15 protein-coding genes are annotated in these 19048 nt (G+C 66.8%); 11 read left to right on the top strand and 4 right to left on the bottom strand.

The annotated features are described in order from the left end of the window. Positions 1-91 precede the first annotated feature (91 nt). Positions 92-1420 (top strand): amidohydrolase, encoded by a 1329-nt coding sequence (locus LC060_RS11535; RefSeq protein WP_226635698.1) that lies wholly within the window; start codon positions 92-94, stop codon positions 1418-1420. Positions 1421-1443: 23 nt separating this feature from the next. Here the strand turns inward: LC060_RS11535 and LC060_RS11530 are convergent, their stop codons facing one another. Further along, on the bottom strand, positions 1444-1980 hold the full coding sequence (locus LC060_RS11530; protein WP_226635696.1) for a hypothetical protein: 537 nt from the start codon (positions 1978-1980) through the stop codon (positions 1444-1446). A gap of 297 nt (positions 1981-2277) precedes the next feature. Between LC060_RS11530 and LC060_RS11525 the strand changes: the two genes are divergently transcribed. Genes LC060_RS11525 through LC060_RS11510 form a run of 4 tightly spaced genes read left to right on the top strand, consistent with a single transcriptional unit; the run spans position 2278 to position 8984 of the window. Continuing rightward, entirely contained in the window at positions 2278-3663 is a 1386-nt protein-coding gene (locus LC060_RS11525; protein WP_226635694.1) for a TIGR03013 family XrtA/PEP-CTERM system glycosyltransferase, read from the top strand. Beyond that, on the top strand, positions 3663-5798 hold the full coding sequence (gene prsK, locus LC060_RS11520) for an XrtA/PEP-CTERM system histidine kinase PrsK (RefSeq protein WP_226635692.1): 2136 nt from the start codon (positions 3663-3665) through the stop codon (positions 5796-5798). Before LC060_RS11525 ends, prsK begins: the two co-directional genes overlap by 1 nt. Further along, the gene (gene prsR / locus LC060_RS11515) at positions 5798-7174 is read left to right on the top strand and encodes a PEP-CTERM-box response regulator transcription factor (protein WP_213501576.1); all 1377 of its coding nucleotides are present in this window, start codon (positions 5798-5800) and stop codon (positions 7172-7174) included. The genes prsK and prsR overlap by 1 nt, the downstream gene beginning before the upstream one ends. Before the next feature lie 7 nt (positions 7175-7181). After that, complete coding sequence (locus LC060_RS11510) at positions 7182-8984, top strand: tetratricopeptide repeat protein (RefSeq protein WP_226635690.1); 1803 nt, start codon at positions 7182-7184, stop codon at positions 8982-8984. A gap of 7 nt (positions 8985-8991) precedes the next feature. On the opposite strand, the gene panB is transcribed toward LC060_RS11510, so the two are convergent. Continuing rightward, complete coding sequence (gene panB / locus LC060_RS11505; protein WP_226635688.1) at positions 8992-9867, bottom strand: 3-methyl-2-oxobutanoate hydroxymethyltransferase; 876 nt, start codon at positions 9865-9867, stop codon at positions 8992-8994. A gap of 179 nt (positions 9868-10046) precedes the next feature. Here panB and LC060_RS11500 point away from each other — a divergent pair, with 179 nt between their 5' ends. The 4 genes from LC060_RS11500 (at position 10047) to LC060_RS11485 (ending at position 14801) form a co-directional block, all read left to right on the top strand. Continuing rightward, positions 10047-11597: an amino acid permease gene (locus tag LC060_RS11500; RefSeq protein ID WP_148626517.1), complete on the top strand. Its 1551-nt coding sequence runs from the start codon at positions 10047-10049 to the stop codon at positions 11595-11597. Between the two features lie 207 nt (positions 11598-11804). After that, positions 11805-12563: a hypothetical protein gene (locus LC060_RS11495; RefSeq protein ID WP_226635686.1), complete on the top strand. Its 759-nt coding sequence runs from the start codon at positions 11805-11807 to the stop codon at positions 12561-12563. 6 nt (positions 12564-12569) lie between these two features. Next, on the top strand, positions 12570-14144 hold the full coding sequence (locus LC060_RS11490; protein WP_226635685.1) for a DNA polymerase Y family protein: 1575 nt from the start codon (positions 12570-12572) through the stop codon (positions 14142-14144). Between the two features lie 273 nt (positions 14145-14417). Beyond that, positions 14418-14801 carry a reverse transcriptase-like protein gene (locus LC060_RS11485; protein WP_226635683.1) on the top strand — a complete coding sequence of 128 codons (384 nt, stop codon included), beginning with the start codon at positions 14418-14420 and terminating at the stop codon, positions 14799-14801. Between the two features lie 15 nt (positions 14802-14816). Here the strand turns inward: LC060_RS11485 and LC060_RS11480 are convergent, their stop codons facing one another. Together LC060_RS11480 and LC060_RS11475 are read right to left on the bottom strand one after the other, a co-directional pair. After that, a complete protein-coding gene (locus LC060_RS11480; RefSeq protein WP_226635681.1) occupies positions 14817-15665 on the bottom strand; it encodes a pirin family protein in 849 nt (282 codons plus the stop codon). A 36-nt stretch (positions 15666-15701) separates the two neighbouring features. Continuing rightward, complete coding sequence (locus LC060_RS11475) at positions 15702-16079, bottom strand: winged helix-turn-helix transcriptional regulator (protein ID WP_213501588.1); 378 nt, start codon at positions 16077-16079, stop codon at positions 15702-15704. Between the two features lie 115 nt (positions 16080-16194). Here LC060_RS11475 and LC060_RS11470 point away from each other — a divergent pair, with 115 nt between their 5' ends. Further along, positions 16195-17256: an SDR family oxidoreductase gene (locus tag LC060_RS11470; protein WP_226635679.1), complete on the top strand. Its 1062-nt coding sequence runs from the start codon at positions 16195-16197 to the stop codon at positions 17254-17256. A gap of 207 nt (positions 17257-17463) precedes the next feature. Beyond that, on the top strand, positions 17464-19026 hold the full coding sequence (locus tag LC060_RS11465; RefSeq protein ID WP_226635677.1) for a M20/M25/M40 family metallo-hydrolase: 1563 nt from the start codon (positions 17464-17466) through the stop codon (positions 19024-19026). Positions 19027-19048: the final 22 nt, after the last annotated feature.

Genomic DNA, 19048 nt, shown 5'->3' with positions numbered 1-19048 from the left:
ATCTGCCGGGGGGCAGCCTTTTCCCAGAGCGTTATGAGCCCTTGCCTTTTACAGGGCATTCCATAGCCTTGCGCGCATGGGACATCTTGACATGCTTCGCTTGGCCCTGGCCGCCGGAACGGCGCTGGGCTTTACCTCCTCACCTGTGGCGGCGCAGGGGGACAACGAGGTCGCGCAGGCGATCACTGCTGACATGCCTTCGCTCATGGAGATCTACCGCGATCTGCACGCGCACCCGGAGCTCTCGATGCAGGAGACGCGCAGCGCCGGGATCATGGCCAAGGCCGCGCGCGAGGCCGGGTTTGAGGTGACGGAGGGCGTGGGCGGCACGGGCATCGTTGCAGTCATGCGCAACGGCGAGGGCCCCACGGTTCTTATCCGCGCGGACATGGATGGCCTTCCCGTGACCGAGCAGACCGGCCTTCCCTTTGCCTCGAAGATGAAGGGGGTATCCACGGCCGGAGTGGAAAGTGGCATCATGCACGCCTGCGGCCATGACACCCACATGACCGCCTGGATCGAGACGGCGCGACTGCTTTCGGCTCGGCGCGAGGCGTGGTCGGGCACGCTCGTTATGGTCGGCCAGCCTGCCGAGGAAATGGGCACCGGTGCGCGCGCGATGCTGGCAGACGGCCTCTATTCGCGCTTTCCCAAGCCGGACTATGCGCTGGCCTTTCACGATTCCGCCGGAATGGAAGCGGGCAAGGTCGGCGCGGCCGTGGGCTGGGCGCTGGCGAATGTCGACAGCGTGGACATTCTCGTCAAGGGGCGCGGCGGGCACGGAGCTTACCCCCACACCACGATCGACCCCATTGTGCTGGCCAGTTCGATCGTCATGAAGCTGCAGACCCTGGCGTCCCGCGAGATCGATCCCAAGGACTCGGTCGTGGTGACAGTCGGTTCGTTCCACGCAGGCACGAAGCACAACGTCATCTCCTCCAGCGCCAAGCTGGAACTGACCGTGCGCAGCTACTCGGATGAAACGCGCGCCAAGCTGCTGGAGGGTATCCAGCGGATCGCACGCGGCGAAGCGCTGGCGGCCGGTGTCCCTGAAGAGGACCTGCCCGAGGTGAGCTGGAAAGAGCTCTATACTCGGGCAACCTGGAATTCGCCCGAATTCACGGAAGAAACGCTGGGGCGGCTCCAGGCGAAGATGGGGGCCGACAAGGTCGGCGAACTCCCGTCCGTGATGGGCGGGGAGGACTTCGGCGAATACCGCCGCGCTGACGAGGAGAACATCAAGTCGATCATCTTCTGGGTGGGCGGCGTGCCCGAGGCGGCCTACCAGGCCGCGCAGGAAGGAGGGCCGCCCTTGCCCTCGCTCCACAGTGCGTTCTGGGCACCCGAAGCGGACAAGGTCATCGGCTCGGGCGCGGAGACGTTGACGCTCACCGCGCTTGATATCCTGGGCAAGAAGTAGGCGCGCCTGTGGCTCTTGTTTGGTCAGCCGGCGGGCTGGCCGGACAAGGGCAGGGCGCCCATCGTCCGCAGGTCATCGGGGCCAAGGCGAATGGCGGGCAGGTCGCCGCGCTCCTCTTCGTGCAGGGCCAGCCATTCCTCGAGTGTCATGCCCGGCGGCAGATTGGCCGGAGGTGCCGACTGCGCGAGGGGGGATGTGGGCAGGAGGTCCGGGCCGGGTTCGTAGCCGGGCTCATGGCGCGCTTCGTGGCTCTGGGCATAGGCCATCGCGCCCGTTGGGGCAGGGCGCAGCACCGGGTCCGGGCCGAACTGCCCGGCCGTTTCGCGGCGGGGGCGTATCTTGATGAGGTTCTTGGCCGCGCCTTTTGCGGCCTGGCCGATCGCGTCCTCCGCGTCGGCCTCATGCGCGGCCGCGGCGGCGAGGGCCGCCTTGCTGCGCTCGCCGTCGGCGAACACGGCCAGCATGCCCGTGGCGACGAGCGTGATGGCCGCGAAGTGTACCGAGATCTGCTTGAGCGAGAGTTTGCCGGCTGACGCGCGGCTGGTGCGTATTCCTGTCATGGCAGCGCGGCCTCTACCGTGAGGCGCGTAACACCATGGTTTCCTCTCGTGGTTAGCGCATGGTTTACAGCCAGTCCCGGAAAGGTGCCGGGCGCCCTCTGACGTGCTGTACATTCCTGTAAAATGTGCCGACATTTGGCGCAGGGAATAGCTCTGAAAGCGCCATGATCCGGGATTTTCGTCCTTGTGTCCAGCCCTCAAGCCGGTAGTGACGTGTTAGTTTTACCGACAGTTTACGCCTTGGCGTTAAGCTGGGGTCACACGTGTTAACATGCACAAGGATAGCGACCCGAGGCGATGGTCCGGCTTTTCAAACACTATATCCCCTACGCGGTGATCCTGCTGTGTATCGTCGACTTCGCCTTGCTGGTCCTCGCGAACGAGCTGTCCTGGCGCTTGCGGGCGATGCAGATCGGTATGGACATGGGCTCGCTGCTGGCGCGTATAGCCGCACACGGCGCTTTCGGGGCGGTCATGATCCTCGCGATGGTTTCGGTCGGCGTCTATGCCTCGGAGGCGCTTCGTTCCATGCGATTTGCCGCCGCGCGCCTGCTCGTTGCGGTCTCGCTGGGCGTGATCGCGCTGGCCTTCGTTGACTTTGTTGTGGCCACCGAGCAGTTCTGGCGCTCCACCCTTGTCTATTCGATGGGCCTGGCGATCGTGCTGTTGATGGGCAACCGGCTCTTCTTCCACGCCGCTTTCGGCTCCGCCGTGTTCCGGCGCCGCGTCCTGGTGCTGGGTTCGGGCGCGCGTGCGCGGCGCATCGAGGTGCTTTCCAGGCGTCCGGAAAGCGGCTTCGCGGTCGCCGGTTTCGTCGACATGAACGAGGGCGCGCCCTGCGTGGAGGGGGCGACCCCGCGCGCCGAGATCGAGAACCTTACCCGCTTCGTCGAGAGCCTGGGGGTCAGCGAAGTCGTGCTGGCGCTGCAAGAGCGGCGCAACGCGATGCCGCTCAAGGACCTGCTGCGGATCAAGACCGCCGGCGTCCACGTCAACGATTTCTCCAGCCTGATCGAGCGCGAGACCGGCCGGATCGACCTCGACACGGTCAATCCCAGCTGGCTGATCTTTTCAGATGGCTTTTCGTCGGGGCGGGCCGTTTCCGGCGCGGTCAAACGTCTTTTCGACATCGTTGCAAGTTCGTGCGTCCTGCTCCTGACCGGCCCGGTGGTCCTGGTCTTCGCGGTCCTCGTCAAGCTCGACAGCAACGGGCCGGCCTTCTACCGCCAGTCCCGTGTCGGCCTGTTCGGTGTGCCTTTCGATGTCATCAAGTTGCGCTCGATGCGCAGCGATGCGGAAGCGGCCGGAGCGCAATGGGCGACCAGGGACGATCCCCGCATCACCCGGCTTGGCCGTTTCCTGCGCAAGCTGCGGATCGACGAACTGCCGCAGGCCTGGACGGTCCTCAAAGGCGAGATGAGCTTCGTCGGGCCCCGCCCGGAGCGACCCGAGTTCGTGGCTGACCTGGAAGCGCACATTCCCTTTTTTGCCGAGCGCCATATGGTCAAACCCGGAATTACCGGGTGGGCGCAGATCAACTATCCTTATGGCGCGTCGGTCGAGGATTCGCGCAACAAGCTGGAATACGATCTCTATTACGCGAAGAACTACACGCCCTTTCTCGACCTCCTGATCCTGTTGCAGACCTTGCGGGTCGTAATCTGGAGCGAGGGAGCGCGATGATGGCCTGGAACAGTCCCGATATCTGGACGACGATCGCGATTGCGCTGGACCTGACGGGCGCCATTGCGACGGCGGCTGTCGGCCTTTCGCTGTGGCCACGCCGCCACCGGCTTGCCGGTGCGGGCGGCGCCGCGCTCTTCGCCCTGTTCCTGACTTCCCTGTGGAGCCTGTCGGTCGCGGCTGTCGCGGTGGGAACGGTGCCGCCGTTCCTCGCCTCGCTCTGCGAGACCGCGCGCAACATGGGGTGGCTCTATGTCGTCTTTCGCCTGTTCAGTGGCGATGGACGTGACACCTCGCTTGCGCCGATCCGACCTGTCGTCATGGCGCTGTGCTTTGTCGAGGTTCTGCACCTGGGCATCGACTATGTCGTGATGACCTTGCCGCTGCCCCCCGAATTGCGAAGCCTCGCGTTCGAATTCAATGTCCTGTTCCGCCTCCTGGTGACGGTGGGCGGTCTGGTCCTGGTCCACAATCTCTACGCGGGCTGTTCGCACGATGCGCGCCCGGCGCTTCGCTGGCCGACGATTGGCCTCGCTGTGCTGTGGGCCTTCGACCTCAACCTTTACACGATCTCGTACCTTGCCGGGGCCTGGCCGCGCGAAGTGGCGGCCCTGCGTGCAGTGGCGACGGTGATCCTGGCGATGTTCATCGGTCTGTCGGTCGCGGCCAACCGGGACGAACTGAAAATCCGTCCTTCGCGTGCGGTCACGTTCCAGACCTTCTCGCTGCTCGTGATCGGGGCCTATCTGGTGGGGATGGTCGCCGTGGCGCAGTGGCTGTCCTATGCGGGCGGCAACTTCGCGCGCCTGCTCGAACTTGCCTTCCTGACCCTCGCGAGTGCAATTGCGCTGGTGGTCCTGCCCTCGCGCAAGCTGCGCAGCTGGCTCAAGGTGACGCTGGCCAAGCACTTCTTCCAGCACCGCTACGATTACCGCGAGGAATGGCTGCGCTTCACCCGCACCATCGGCAGCGGGGGGGAGAACGCCGCGCCGCTGGGGGAACGCGTGGTCAAGTCGGTCGCGGACCTGTTCGAGAGCCCCGCAGGACTTCTCCTCGCGCCCGGTGAGCAGGGCGAGATGACGCTCGCCGCACGCTGGAACTGGCCCGAGATCGAGGTGCCGGGTGTCGCGATGTCGCTGCAGAGCCAGTCCTACCTCGAACGCACCGGCTATATTGTCGATCTCGACGAAGTACGCGGCCGCAGCGCAGCCCCTGAAGCGGACACGGCGTTCGAGATCCCACAGTGGCTCCTTGCCGATGCGCGCAGCTGGGCGGTCATTCCGCTCGTTCACTTCGAGCGCCTGGTCGGCCTTGTGGTGCTCGCCCGGCCGCAGTTCGCGCGCACCTTCGACTGGGAGGACCTCGATCTCCTGCGCGTCATCAGCCAGCAGGTGGCAAGCTATCTTGCGGAAAATGCCAGCCAGACCGCGCTGGCCGAGGCCAACCGGTTCGATGACTTCCACCGCCGCATCGCCTTCGTGATGCACGACATCAAGAACCTCGCGAGCCAGTTCAGCCTGCTTGCCCGCAACGCCGAACTGCACGCCGACAAGCCGGCTTTCCGCGCCGACATGCTGGTGACCTTGCGCAATTCCTCGGAGAAGCTGAACGCGCTGATTGCCCGCCTTGGACGTTACGGTAACGGCGCGGTGGAGAAGCTGGAGAACATTCGCACCCGCGACGTAACGGCCTCGGTCGGGACCAGTTTCGAGAACAGCGCGCAGTTCGTGGCCGTGGATTCGCCCGACCTGGAGATCACTGCCAACCGCCATTCGCTCGAACAGGTGCTTGTCCACCTTGTCCAGAACGGGATCGATGCGAGCGATCCGCATAGCCCTGTCTTCCTCTCGGTCGTTGCCGATGGTCTCCATGCCCGCTTCGAGGTGCTCGATTCCGGCTGTGGCATGTCTGCCGAGTTCGTCCGCAACGGTCTGTTCAAGCCTTTCGTGTCAACCAAGAGCGGAGGCTTCGGGATCGGCGCGTACGAGGCGCGCGAACTGGTGCGTGCAATGCGCGGGCGGCTCGATGTGGAATCGCGCGAGGGGCTGGGGTCGCGCTTCGTCGTGCGTATCCCGCTCAGCGAGGCGACCAATCTCTACCAGAACCTCACGAAGAATGATCAGAAAGTCGCGTGATGAGTGATACTGCCGCAAAGTCGCTGCCCAAGCTCCTCATCGTCGAGGACGATGCCGGGCTCCAGGCCCAGCTCAAGTGGGCCTACGAGGACTTCGAGGTCATCGTGGCGGGGGACCGTCCCTCGGCGCTTGCCCTCCTGCGCTCCGAGGCGCCCGACGTGGTGACGCTCGACCTGGGGCTGCCGCCCGATCCTGATGGCACGAGCGAGGGGTTCGCCGTTCTCGACGAGATCATGGCGCTCAAGCCCGACACCAAGGTTATCGTCGCCAGCGGCCATGGCGCGCGCGAAAGCGCGCTGACCGCCATCGCGCGCGGTGCCTACGACTTCTACCAGAAGCCTGTCGACATCGATGCGCTGGGTCTCATCGTGCGCCGTGCGCTCCAGCTCCACCGGCTGGAGGAAGAGAACCGCCGCCTGTCCTCCAAGGTCGAGAAGGAAGAAAAGGTGTTGGGGCGGATGATCACCGCCGCTCCCGAAATGCTCAAGGTCGCGCGCACCATCGAACGCGTCGCCAACACCAATGTCTCGGTCATGCTGCTGGGGGCGAGTGGGACCGGCAAGGAACTGCTTGCGCGCGGCCTGCACGATGCGAGCGACCGGGCGCGCGGCGAGTTCGTCGCCATCAACTGCGCTGCGATCCCGGAGAATCTCCTGGAAAGCGAGCTGTTCGGGCACGAGAAGGGCGCCTTCACCGGCGCGGTCAAGACGACGCCCGGCAAGATCGAGCAGGCCGGGGGCGGGACCTTGTTCCTGGATGAGGTGGGCGACATCCCGCTCCAGCTCCAGGTCAAACTGCTGCGCTTCCTGCAGGAGCGGGTGATCGAGCGGGTCGGCTCGCGCGAATCGATCCCGGTCGACACCCGCATCGTGTGCGCCACCCACCAGGATCTCGATGCGATGATCGCCGATGGCCGCTTCCGCGAGGATTTGTACTACCGTCTCGCCGAAATCGTCGTGCGCATTCCCAGTCTGGCCGAGCGCCCCGGCGATGCGACGCTGCTCGCCAAGACCTTCCTTGCGCGCTACGCGGCCGAGATGAACCCCAAGGTGCGCGGCTTTGCCAGCGATGCCCTGGCCGCGATCGATGCCTGGCCCTGGCAGGGCAACGTGCGCGAACTGGAGAACCGGGTGAAGCGCGCGGTGATCATGGCTGACGAGAAGCTCGTCTCGGCCAGCGACCTCGACCTCGCCGATCCTGACGAGCAGGTCATCAACGCGCTCAACCTCAAGACCGCGCGCGAGCAGGCCGACCGCAAGGTGATCCGTCATGCCCTGGCGCGCAGCGAAGGCAATATCTCGAGTACGGCCAAGATGCTCGGGATCAGCCGTCCCACGCTCTATGATCTGCTCAAGCAGTACGACCTGCAGCCCTGATGCCCCGATGACGGTGGGAAGATGGACGTGGGGGCGCGCCGCGCTGGTATCGGCGCTGCTGGTGCTGTGCTCGCTACCCGGTAGCGGAGAGGGGCACGGGCAAGAGGCGGTGCCCCTCTCCGGCCTCATTGCAGAGGCGCGCGCGGCGCTTGCGCGCGGCGATGGCATTGCGGCCGAAATGAAACTGCGCGCCGCGCTCGGCAATGGGGCATCGCGCGGTGAGGTCGCGGCCTGGATGGGCGAGGCCTATCTGGCGCAAGGGGAACGCGAGAAGGCGCGGGCGTGGCTCGAAGAGGGCGGTTTCGCGCCCGGCAGCGCCGCACGTGGCTGGCGCGCGCTGGCCCGCCTGGAACAACTTTCGGGCCACTTCGAGGCCGGACAGGCGGCTTTCGCCAAGGCGCGCGCGCTGACCCCGGATGACCCGGAGCTGTGGGTCGAGATGGGACGGCTGGATTACGTGCGCGGGGCCCACATGGAGGCCATTGCCGCGGCCGACCATGCGCTGGAACTGGGGCCGCAGAGCGCCCGGGCCTTGCAGTTCAAGGGGCAGCTCGTGCGCGATCGCTATGGCCTTGTCGGTGCCTTGCCGTGGTTCGAGAAGGGCATCATGGCTGCGCCTTCGGACGTTTCGCTCCTGCTCGACTATGCGGCGAGCCTTGGTGACCTCGGACGCGCCGGGCAGGCGATAACGGTCACGCGGCGCGTGCTTGAACTGATGCCCGGCAACCCGCAGGCCTATTACCTTCAGGCGGTGATCGCCGCGCGCGCCGGAAATTTCGAACTGGCCCGCAGCCTGCTTGCGCACACGGAAGGTCAGCTCGATGCGGTACCCGGTGTCCAGCAGCTTCGCGGCGTGGCCGAACTGGCGCTCGGCAATCCGCAGACCGCGATCGAGGCCTTCGAGGCGGTGCTGCGCCAGCGGCCCGACAGCCGCCGCACCAAGGACCTGCTCGCCCGCGCGATCTATGAGGCCGGGCAGTTCCGCTTTGCGACGATGCGCTTTGGCTCGGAGATAGCCCGCGACGAGGCCTCGCCCTACCTGCTTACGCAGGTCGCCCGGGCTTACGAGGTCCTGGGAAATCGCCAGAAGGCCGGGGAACTGCTCGACCGCGCCGCGCGCCCGGCACAGGCGCAATTGCGTGTTGTCGGGCGGGCTGGGCCGATCGGTCGGCTGCTTGCCGAAGGGCAGGGGCGTGCGGCCGAACGGGCCGCCGAGGTAATGCGCCGCGAGAGGCCCGGGTTCTTCGACAGCCAGGCGCTTGCCGGCGATGTCCAGCTGGCCCTTGGCCATCCCGCCGCCGCGCAGGAGCGTTATGCCCTTGCGACAAGAGTGCGCATGCCCCCCAGCCTGTTCCGCCGGCGCGTGGAGGCTTTTCTTCTCGCTGGCGATGCGAAGGGCGCGCAAGGCCTGGTGCAGGGCTATCTCGATCAGAACCCGGAGAGCCGCGTGGCCCTGCGCGCCGCGTCCGGGCTGGCGATGGCGAGCGGGGACTATCTGCGCGCACGCGCGATCCTGACCTGGCTGCGCGACAATGGCGGTGCGCGCGATGTGCGCCTGCTCTGCGATCTGGCCCTCGTCGAGACGGGGCTTGGCAACATGCAAGAGGCGCGCGAGGCTGCGCAGGCGGCCTACCGCCTCCAGCGCTCCAGCCCGGACGCCGCGCAGGCGCTCGGCTTTGCGCTGGCCGCTTCGGACGAGGCGCCCGGCACCGCCCGCGCGCTTCTTGCCAAGGCTCGGAGCATGGTTGGAGAGACCCCGCTCATCGCCGAGGGCGAAGCGCTGCTGGGCGACGCACCAAACGCCGGGTGAGGAGCGTTCAGCCTTTCCGGGGCTGGTAGGTCTGCTCGGGTCCGGGAAAGCTGCGCGCGCGCACTTCGCCCGCATAGGTGGCCGCCGCGGTCTCGATCTCTTCGGCAAGGTTGGCATAGCGCTTGACGAAGCGGGGCACGCGCTCGAACAGGCCGCACATGTCCTCGGTGACGAGCACCTGGCCATCGCACTGCGCCGAGCCGCCGATGCCGATGGTCGGGCAGGCAATCGCCTTGGTGGCGGCAATCGCGATGGGCTCAACCACGCCCTCGATCACGACCGCAAAGGCCCCGGCCGCGTCGAGCGCCTTGGCATCGTCCACGATCTTCTGGGCTTCCGCGTCCGAGCGCCCGCGTGCGTTGTAGCCGCCCAGCACGTTGACCGCCTGGGGGGTGAGGCCGACATGGCCCATCACCGGAATGCCGCGCTGCGTCAGGAAGGCGACGGTTTCGGCCATGGCCTCGCCGCCCTCCAGTTTGACCGCCGCGCAGCCGGTTTCCTTCAGCAGGCGGGCCGCGTTGGCAAAGGCCTGCTCGGGCGACTGCTCATAGGTGCCAAACGGCATGTCGACGACAACCGCGGCGTGGTAGCTGCCGCGCACGACGGCGGCGCCATGGTTGATCATCATCTCCAGCGTCACCGGCACGCTGGAGGACAGGCCGTAGATTACCTGGCCCAGGCTGTCGCCCACGAGCAGGAGGTCGCAGTGCGCATCGAGCAGCTGTGCCTGGCGCGCGGTGTAGGCGGTGAGCATGACGATGGGCTCTGCCGTGACGCCATCATCCTTGCGTGCGCGGATGGCCGGGATCGTCAGGCGCTTCATCGGCGCGGGCGTGGGATGGGCACGGCTGGTCGCCGTGTCGAGCTGGAACGTCGTGGACATGGCCTCTCCTTTGATGTGCCCGTTATGTGCTGCGCCTCCTAGCGGGAGGTGAAACTTGGCGCAAACGGCATGTTTTGCGCGGATTCCTGTTCAAAGGCTGCCCTTATGGGGCTTGCAGCTATTGCCTTGCGCGCGCCTTGGACTAGCTTGCGCCCATCAGCGAATTCAGGGATCCACGCATGTTTGGACGCGTCAAACCGCTCGACGCCATTTTGGCGACGGCGGAAAAGAAATCACTACATCGGTCGCTCGGGGCCATTCAGCTGACGCTTCTGGGCGTCGGCGCGATCATCGGCACCGGTATCTTCGTTCTCACTTCCGAGGCCGCGCAGAAGGCGGGGCCGGGCATGATGTGGGCCTTCGTCATCGCGGCTGTCGTGTGCGGCGTGGCGGCCTTGTGCTACTCCGAGATCGCCTCGATGGTGCCGGTTTCGGGCTCGGCATACACCTATACTTACGCGGTCATGGGCGAACTTCTCGCCTGGATGGTGGGCTGGGCGCTCATCCTCGAATATGCGGTGGCCGCCAGCGCCGTTTCGGTCGGCTGGTCGGGATACTTCGTGGGCCTGCTCAACAGCTGGGGCATCACCTTGCCCCATGCGATCTCGGTCGGGCCCTATGCGGGCGGTATCGTGAACCTGCCCGCGCTCCTGATCGCGCTGCTGGTGACCGCGCTGCTGATGGTCGGCACTACCGAAAGTGCGCGCGTCAACGCCGTGCTAGTGGCGATCAAGGTCACCGCACTTACCGTCTTCATCGTCCTCACGCTGCCCGTCATCAAGGGCGAGAACTTCGAGCCCTTCATGCCCAACGGCTGGTTCGGCAACGGCCAGGGTGCGGGCCTTGGCGCGGTGGGCGCGGCGGCCTCGATCTTCTTTGCCTACGTCGGCTTCGACGCGGTCTCGACCGCGGCCGAGGAGACCAAGAACCCCCAGAAGAACGTGCCCATCGGCCTGATCGGCAGCCTGGCGATCTGTACCGTGTTCTACCTGCTGGTTGCCGCAGGCGCGATCGGCGCGATCGGCGCGCAGCCGGTTTCGGGCCCCAACGGAGAGATTCTGGCGCCCGGCACCTCGATGCTGGCCGACCAGTGCAAGAGCCTTGTCGCCGCCGGCACCGAGCCGCTCGTCTGCTCGCGCGAGGCGCTGGCGCACGTGCTGCGCGCGGTGGGCTGGGAGCGCGTGGGTGACCTCATCGGCGTGGCCGCCTTCCTGGCGCTGCCCTCGGTCATCCTGATCATGCTCTTTGGTCAGACCCGCATCTTCTTCGTGATGGCGCGCGATGGGCTTCTCCCCGAGAAGCTCGCCTCGATCCACCCCAAGTGGAAGACCCCACACATCGTGACCATGATCACCGGCGTTGCCGTCTCCTTCTTCGCGGCCTTCCTGCCGGTGGGCCAGCTGGCCGACATCTCGAACTCGGGCACGCTGTTCGCCTTTTTCATGGTGGCCCTGGCCGTGCTGATCCTGCGCCGCACCCAGCCCGACCGTCCGCGCCCGTTCCGCACGCCGCTGGTGTGGGTGGTTGCCCCGCTGGCGGCCGCTGGCTGCTTCGGCCTGTTCCTCAATCTGCCGTTTGAATCGAAGATGGTTCTTCCGGTCTGGGGCGGCATCGGCCTGATCGTCTATTTCGCCTACGGCTACCGCAAGAGCCACGTCGGACGCGGCCTCGTTGAGGTCCACGAGAGCGACGCCGATGCGCCGCCGCAGCCGGTCCCGCCGATCGACTGAGCCTTGCGCATCAGGTTTCGAAACAGGAAAAGGGGGCGTCTCGGCGCCCCCTTTTTCGTGCGGGGAGAGAAATCGCGCTGACGATATCCTCATTGTGCGCACAGGTTATCCACATGCATCTCCACACCCTTGCGCACAGCAAGGCGATTGCAAACGGACCTCAATGAGAACATAATAAGAACATTGTTCCCGTAACGGTGTTCTGCCATGACTTCGCATCCGTCCCTTTCCCTGCCGACCGCCGCCGAGCTTGGCGCCACCCGTCTTGGTGAGCAGCAGGGCGAGCGATGGGCGCCGGGACAGGCAGGGGAAGCCACCGCGCATGGCGAGATCTTCGCTTCGGGCGATGAGGGCGCGGGCGCTGCGCTGGCCCTGGCCCTTGCGCTTGATCGCCAGCAGGCCCGCGCGCCCGATCCGCTGGCCGACACGCCCGATACGCGCATGTGGCTCTGGGTGCAGGACCGCAAGGCCCTGACCCGCAGCGGACGCCCTTACCGGCCCGGGCTTCCCGAGAGCTTGCGCGACCGCCTGATCCACGTCGCGGTGAAGAGCCCGGAGGATGCGCTCTTCGCGCTCGAGGAAGGGCTGCGCTGCCGCGACCTTGCCTTCGTCATCGGCGAGATTTCGGGCAACCCGCGCGCGCTCGACATGACCGCATCGCGCCGTCTTGGTCTTGCCGCCGAGCGCCATGGCGTGCCGTTCTGGCTGGTCCGGCTCGATGCCCGGCGCGATCTTTCCTCGGCGCGGATGCGCTGGGAGGTCGCCTCCGCGCCATCGCTTGCGCCGCGTTGGAACGCGCAGGCGCCCGGAGCGCCGAGTTGGCAGGCGCAGCTCTTTCGTGCGCGGCGCCATCCTCCGGGCCAGTGGCTTTTGTGCGGGGATGGACGGCTGGTGGCCGAAACGGGCGGCGCGGCGCCCGAACTGCAGAACACCCTGGCGCGTGCCAAGGGAGGCGGCGGGGCCTGACGCGCCATGCTGGAAGGAGCCTCCTCCCGCCGTATCCTCGGCATCTGGCTGCGCGTTCTGGCGCTCGACCGCTGGCGGCTGGGCGAGGGGCTTGCCGAAGGGGAGGGCGCCGATGCCCACCCGCTCGCGCTGATCGCGGAGACCGCGCATGGGCCGCGCATTGCCGCGGCCAATGCCGCCGGGCTCACGGCGGGCGCGCAGGCGGGCATGATGCTGGCCGATGCGCGCACGCTTTGTCCTGGCCTCGCCGTGGCTCCGTCCGATCCGGCAGGAGACCTGGCGTTTCTGGAAAAGCTTGCGGGCTGGGCGCTGCGCTGGGGACCCTGGTCGGCGCTTGATCCCCCCGATGGCCTGCTGGTTGACGTGACCGGGGTCGCGCATCTGTTCGGGGGCGAGGCGGCGCTGCTGGCCGATGCGCGCAAGGCCTTTGCACGCCGCCGGCTGGCGACCCGCATGGCCATCGCGCCCACCGCCGGGGCGGCCTGGGCGCTTGCGCACCATGGCCCGGACGGGGCGATCCTGCGCGAAGGGGACGATCCCGCCCAGCGCCTCGTCAGCCTTCCCGTGGCCGCGCTCCGGCTCGATGGAGATGTGCTGACCGTGCTGCGGCGGTTGGGACTGAAGCGGCTGGGGGATCTGGACGGCGTGGCGCGCGACGCGCTGGTGCGGCGCTTTCGCAACCGCCGTTCGGCCAGCGCCAACCCGCTCATGCGCATGGACCAGCTTCTGGGCCGCGTGCCCGAGCCGCTCCTGCCCGTGCTCGTCACCCACGCCCCGCTTGTCCAGCGGCGCCTGCTCGAACCGATCCGCCATCTGGCCCTCCTGGAGCAGGTGGTGCGGGATCTCTCGGCGGACATGGAGCGCGTGCTTGAAGGCCGGGGAGAAGGGGCACGGCGGCTCGAACTGGGGCTCTGGAAAGTCGATGGCGAACTCGTCGTACGCAAGGTCGAGATGGCGGCGCCCTCGCGCGCGACCGCGCATCTGGCCGGGCTCTTCGCGCGGCGGATCGAGGATGTCGATGCGGGCTTCGGGATCGAGATGGTGCGCCTGCGTGCGCCCTGGTGCGAGCCGCTCGATCTGGCCCAGCGCGATCTCGAACAGGCAGGCGAGGAAGGCGAGGCGCGCGGAACCAGCCTTGCGGCTTGCGTAGACCGGCTGACGGTACGCCTTGGGGCCGAGGCGGTGCGTCGTCCGGTTCCCTTCGCCAGCCACATGCCCGAGCGCGCGCAGCGCTGGCAGGAGCCTCTGGCTCCCCTCAAGACTTCGCAATGTGTGTCCGATTATGAAATCAGACCTTTGAAAATGCTGGATAAGCCTGAGCCGATATCGGTAATCTACGAGACCCCGGACGGCCTGCCCCGGCGCTTTCGCTGGCGGGGGGCGACGCATGACGTTTTGCGCTCCGAAGGGCCTGAACGCATTGCTCCGGAATGGTGGCGCGAACGCGGCGCCGTGCGCCTGCGCGACTATTACCGGATCGAGGATGCCACAGGACGCCGCTACTGGATCTACCGCAGCGGGGTCGTTGGCGACGGGCGCGGGGGTGTCCCGGCGTGGTTTCTCCAAGGGCTCTTTGGGTAATTTATAAATATATATTTTTCAGTAATTTGGGATTTATATTTAAAGTCAATAAAGAATTTTCCGAGGGCCATCGCCCTCGGGCTGCCCATCCCGTCTAGCTCACCTCGCGCGCGCCACCCTGGCTGAGAAAGGCGAGGTCGCCGATTTTGGGGTCAAGGGGCGATGGCCCCTTGAAAAATGCTTCTTTCTTCAGGTCGCACTTGACCCGATCCGCATTCGGCAACCCTGGAAGAGGGGGCTCGCACACGCGAGAGTGGCGCGGTAGAGGACGCCATGGCAGGTGGCAGGACCAAGATCTATTTCGACGGCGGTTGCCGTCCCAACCCGGGCCGGATGGAAGCGGCGGTCGTCGTACGCGGCGAGGCGCATCTGTTCGAGGATATGGGAGAGGGCGGCAGTTTCGATGCCGAGTGGCTGGCGCTGCTGGAGGCGCTGGATCTTGCCTGCCGCATCGGCCTTGAGGACGTGGTCCTGCTCGGCGATGCGCTGGCCGTGGTGAACGAGGCGCAGGGCGTGCTGGACGGTGGTTCGGGGCGGGAGCCATACGCCACGCGCTTGCGCGAACTCATCGCGGGAGGTCCCAGAGTGCGCGTGCGCTGGATCCGGCGAGGGCAGAACCTCGCCGGGATCGCGCTCGACAAGCGGCGTCTGCGTTGAAGGCGCGTTGCCGGATTACCCGGCAATCGCGCCGAACTTGCCTGCCTGGTAGTCCTGGATCGCGGCGTGGATTTCTTCGCGGGTGTTCATGACGAAGGGGCCATGCGCCACGACTGGTTCGCCGATGGGATCGGCGTGCCCGTAAAGCAGGGTTACGGGGCCGTGCGTCGTGACCTCGACGGCATCACCGCCCTGATCGAGCTCGACGAGATGCGCTTCCTGGCACGCAGTGCCCCCGACCACGGGCTCGCCCGCCACGACATAGAGGAACACCGTGCGCACCGAGGGCGCGGGCAGCGTCAGGCTGGCTCCGGCCTCCAGTTCCACCGTCATCATCGCGACGCCGGTGAGCGAGGCATAGGGACCCTTCTGCCCTTCGAAATCGCCGGAGATCAGGTTCACCGTCCCGCCCGGCACGGCGATGGCCGGAATGTCCGTGCGCTGCAGGCCGGTGTAGTCGGGGTGCGTCATCTTGAGGCGGGCGGGCAGGTTGACCCACAGTTGCAGGATCTCGAGCGGGCCGCCGCTCTGTTTGAAGCTTTCCGGGCTGATCTCGGCGTGGACGAGCCCCGAGCCCGCCGTCATCCACTGGATCCCGCCTTCGCCGATCACGCTTTCATGCCCGCCGCTGTCGAGGTGCGCCATCTCGCCCTTAAGGATGAAGCTGACCGTCTCGAAGCCACGGTGCGGATGCGGGCCGAAGGGGAGGCCGTGGTTGCCGGGGGCGTAGACCTGAGGCCCGTGGTGGTTGAGAAACAGGAACGGATCGAGCTGGGGCAGATCGCGGCTTGGTAGCGGCCGGCGGGTGGTGAGGTCGCCGATATCGTCGCGAAGGGCGGGGTGCTGGCGGAGAACCTGGCGCATGGAGAGGTCTTTCTTTGGGATGCAGCGAACGTGCGCTCAACGGCGCGAGGTCGGCCTTTGTTTCAATTCGTCGAGGGCGTCCGCGTTGTCGCGCCCCCAGCCGTAGAGCAGTTCGACAGGCTCCACGAAGCGCAGGCCGAGCGGTGTCAGGCGATATTCGACAGCGGGCGGGATCGTGCCCTGAACGTGGCGTGATATCAGACCGGAATATTCCATATCCCTAAGAGTTTGCGTCAGCATCTTCTTGGAGATTCCAGGAAGGCTGCGCAACAGCACACCGGTGCGCGCGGCCCCTTCGTGGCGGGCGTGGAGCGTGTGCAGGACCATGCTGGTCCACTTGGTCGCGAAGAGTTCGAGGACCCGGCGCGGCGCGCAGTCCTCGCGCCACTGGTCCTCGGGGGTACCTGGTTGCATGGGTGGTTACCTCCTGGTGCCTATGTCCCGAAATGGTGCCTTCTGGAAGGCTCGTGCGTTCCTGCCTAGATCGGGCGCCAAGGTAAACCTGCAAAGCTGAGAAACGGAGAATTGCATGACCCGCACTGCACTCGTGGTGGGCGCAACTGGCATTACCGGCAGCGCCGTGGCGTGCCAGCTCGTCGCCCAAGGCTGGAAGGTCCATGGCCTCGCCCGCCGCCCGCAGGAACAGGACGGCGTGGCGCCGGTCGCGGCCGATCTGCTCGACGCACAAGGGACGAAGGCCGCGCTGGCGGACATCCATCCCGACGCCGTCTTCCTCACCACCTGGCTGCGCCGGGACAGCGAGGCCGAAAACATCCGCGTGAACGGCGCGATGGTGCGCAACCTGCTGGCCGCGCTGCCTTCGGCAAGCCGTGCGCGGCACGTAGCGCTGGTGACCGGGCTCAAGCACTACCTCGGGCCGCTCGAGGCCTACGGCAAGGGCCACCTGCCCAAGACCCCCTTCCGCGAGGACCAGGGGCGGCTCGATGTCGAGAACTTCTACTATGCACAGGAGGACGAGCTGTTCGCCGCGGCCGAGCGCGATGGCTTCACCTGGTCGGTCCACCGCCCGCACACGGTGATCGGCAAGGCCGTGGGCAACGCCATGAACATGGGCACCACGCTGGCTGTCTATGCCACGATCTGCCGCGAAACGGGGCGTCCCTTCACCTTCCCGGGATCGGCCATGCAGTGGAACGGCCTCACCGACATGACCGATGCGCGCCAGCTGGCCCGCCAGCTGGTCTGGGCCGCGACCTCGCCCGCTGCGGCGAACGAGGCCTTCAACATCGTCAACGGCGATGTCTTTCGCTGGAGCTGGATGTGGGAGCGGATCGCGCAGTGGTTCGGCATCGAGGCTGCGCCCTTCGATGGCACCGTGCGCCCGCTGGAAGAGCAGATGGCGCACGACGCGGACATCTGGACCGATATCGCGGCGCGCCATGGCCTCGTCGAAAGCGACCTCGCACGCTTGGCCTCCCCCTGGCACACCGATGCTGACCTGGGGCGTCCCATCGAGGTTGTCACCGACATGGGCAAGAGCCGAAAGCTGGGCTTCACCGGGTATGAGGCCACCGACGAGGCGTTCTTCGATCTCTTTGCAAAGTTGCGCGAGGATCGCCTCATTCCCTGACACGTCCAGCACAAGGGCGGGGGCTCTTGACAGCCTTGCGCCCGAGGCAGGACAAACGGCGCACTTGAGGGGAGTGCGCCGTTGAAGCAGGTTCTGGTGTTATGCAGTGCAGTTCTGTGCGCTCTGGTCCTGGCGATCATGGGGACCACGCCTCCGTCACCGCACGGACAGGATACTCCGGTCGAGGCGTTCTCGGCCGAAAGGGCCATGGCACATGTTGATCGGATCGCCCGAAGACCGCACCCCAGCGGCTCCGCCGAAATTGCGCAGGTACGTGCCTGGCTGAGCGCGCAGCTGCGCGAACAGGGGCTGGTGGTGCGTGAACAGGCCGGCGCGTTTGACGATCCGGGGCGCAAGCATCTCAACGCGAGGGCGGGACTGGAGAGAGCGGACATTCCGCTCATCAACGTCATCGCGCAGCTGCCCGGGCGCGATCCCTCGCTGCCCGGGGTGGCCTTGATGGCGCATTACGACAGCGTTGAAGGCTCGCCCGGCGCAGCCGACGATGGCGCCGGGGTGGCCACGATCCTTGAAACCGTGCGGGCTCTGAAGGCCGGACCTGTGCCAGCACGCACCCTTTACGTTCTCCTGACCGATGGCGAAGAGGCCGGGCTTCGCGGAGCCAGGATGTTCTTTGAAGCCGCGCCCGAGGCCGAGCGGATCGGTGCGATCATCAATCTCGAGGCGCGCGGCGGCGGGGGTGTGGCCCGCCTGTTCCAGACCTCGCGGGACAACGGCGAAGTGGCGGGCCTCTGGGCGAAGGCGGCGAGGCACCCGGGCGGGGATTCGCTGTCCACCTTCATCTATGCCTTCCTGCCCAACGACACCGATCTTACCGTTGCGCTCGAGGGCGACTACGCGGCCTGGAACTTCGCCTTCATCGGGCGGCCCGAACTCTACCATTCGCCCCAGGCCACACCGGCCAATCTGGACCGGGGTTCGCTCCAGCAGATGGGCGACCAGACGCTGGGCCTGACGCGGGCGCTGCTGGGGCCGGAGCCTTTGCCCAGACCCGCCCCCGGTCGGGTCTTCTTCGATGTCTTTGGCCTTTTCGTGTTCGACTATGCGCCGGTGTGGGGCTGGGGCATGCTGGCCCTTGCCGTTGCGGGCGGCGGGCTGGCGCTCGCGGGGCGTGTCGAGGCGCGCGCGGCGCTCAGTGGTCTGGTGCGGATGCTGGTGCTGCTGGTCGGATCGGCGCTGGTTTTCACAGGGGTCAACATGCTCTCGGTTTCGGGCGAGGGGGCGAACTACTATGACAGGCTGGCCGCGATCCCCCGCCTTCAGGCCATGGTCGCCTTTGCCGCGGTGGCGCTGGCTGTGGCGACGTTCGGCCGCAAGCCCCGGGGCGTGAGCGGCGACGTCGGCGCAATGGTGCCAATCCTGCTGCTGGGATGCGCGGCACAGGCGCTTGCGCCGGTGGCGGCCTATCCGCTGACGATCCCGCTCATGCTGACGGGGCTTGCCGCCGGGCTGCGGCGTTTCGTCCCTGCTGGCCTTGCGCTGGCGGTGGACGGCGTGGTGGCGGCCGTGAGCCTGGGGTACGGCCTGACGCTGGGCTTCCTGCTGATGCAGGGGGTGGGGCCGGATATGCCGGGCGCGGTGGCGCTGCCGCTGGGCGTGGCCGTGATGACCTTGCTTCCCTTGCGCCCGCAGCCGCTTTCGCGCGGAACCCTGGCCATCTGCGTGACCTGCCTGCTCACGGCGGCGGTGGCGGTGGCCGCCTGGGTGCGTTTCGATGACATGGCCGCGACGATCGCCACCTATTCCTAGGCTCCGGGCTGGCGCATGAGTA

Origin of the sequence: Novosphingobium profundi, assembly GCF_020524485.1 — a bacterium.
Taxonomy (GTDB): Bacteria; Pseudomonadota; Alphaproteobacteria; order Sphingomonadales; family Sphingomonadaceae; genus Novosphingobium; species Novosphingobium profundi_A.
Note: the sequence above shows the minus strand (reverse complement) of the source record. Positions and strands in the feature narration are given on the sequence as shown.

Excerpts from the sequence above, each read along its gene's own strand:
- LC060_RS11490 (WP_226635685.1), top strand. The coding sequence starts at position 12,570 with ATGCTGGAAGGAGCCTCCTCCCGCCGTATCCTCGGCATCTGGCTGCGC.
- LC060_RS11475 (WP_213501588.1), bottom strand. The coding sequence starts at position 16,079 with ATGCAACCAGGTACCCCCGAGGACCAGTGGCGCGAGGACTGCGCGCCG.
- panB (WP_226635688.1), bottom strand. The coding sequence starts at position 9,867 with ATGTCCACGACGTTCCAGCTCGACACGGCGACCAGCCGTGCCCATCCC.
- LC060_RS11500 (WP_148626517.1), top strand. The coding sequence starts at position 10,047 with ATGTTTGGACGCGTCAAACCGCTCGACGCCATTTTGGCGACGGCGGAA.
- LC060_RS11530 (WP_226635696.1), bottom strand. The coding sequence starts at position 1,980 with ATGACAGGAATACGCACCAGCCGCGCGTCAGCCGGCAAACTCTCGCTC.
- LC060_RS11465 (WP_226635677.1), top strand. The coding sequence starts at position 17,464 with ATGGCACATGTTGATCGGATCGCCCGAAGACCGCACCCCAGCGGCTCC.
- LC060_RS11485 (WP_226635683.1), top strand. The coding sequence starts at position 14,418 with ATGGCAGGTGGCAGGACCAAGATCTATTTCGACGGCGGTTGCCGTCCC.
- LC060_RS11525 (WP_226635694.1), top strand. The coding sequence starts at position 2,278 with ATGGTCCGGCTTTTCAAACACTATATCCCCTACGCGGTGATCCTGCTG.
- LC060_RS11495 (WP_226635686.1), top strand. The coding sequence starts at position 11,805 with ATGACTTCGCATCCGTCCCTTTCCCTGCCGACCGCCGCCGAGCTTGGC.
- prsK (WP_226635692.1), top strand. The coding sequence starts at position 3,663 with ATGGCCTGGAACAGTCCCGATATCTGGACGACGATCGCGATTGCGCTG.
- LC060_RS11470 (WP_226635679.1), top strand. The coding sequence starts at position 16,195 with ATGACCCGCACTGCACTCGTGGTGGGCGCAACTGGCATTACCGGCAGC.
- prsR (WP_213501576.1), top strand. The coding sequence starts at position 5,798 with ATGAGTGATACTGCCGCAAAGTCGCTGCCCAAGCTCCTCATCGTCGAG.
- LC060_RS11480 (WP_226635681.1), bottom strand. The coding sequence starts at position 15,665 with ATGCGCCAGGTTCTCCGCCAGCACCCCGCCCTTCGCGACGATATCGGC.
- LC060_RS11535 (WP_226635698.1), top strand. The coding sequence starts at position 92 with ATGCTTCGCTTGGCCCTGGCCGCCGGAACGGCGCTGGGCTTTACCTCC.
- LC060_RS11510 (WP_226635690.1), top strand. The coding sequence starts at position 7,182 with ATGACGGTGGGAAGATGGACGTGGGGGCGCGCCGCGCTGGTATCGGCG.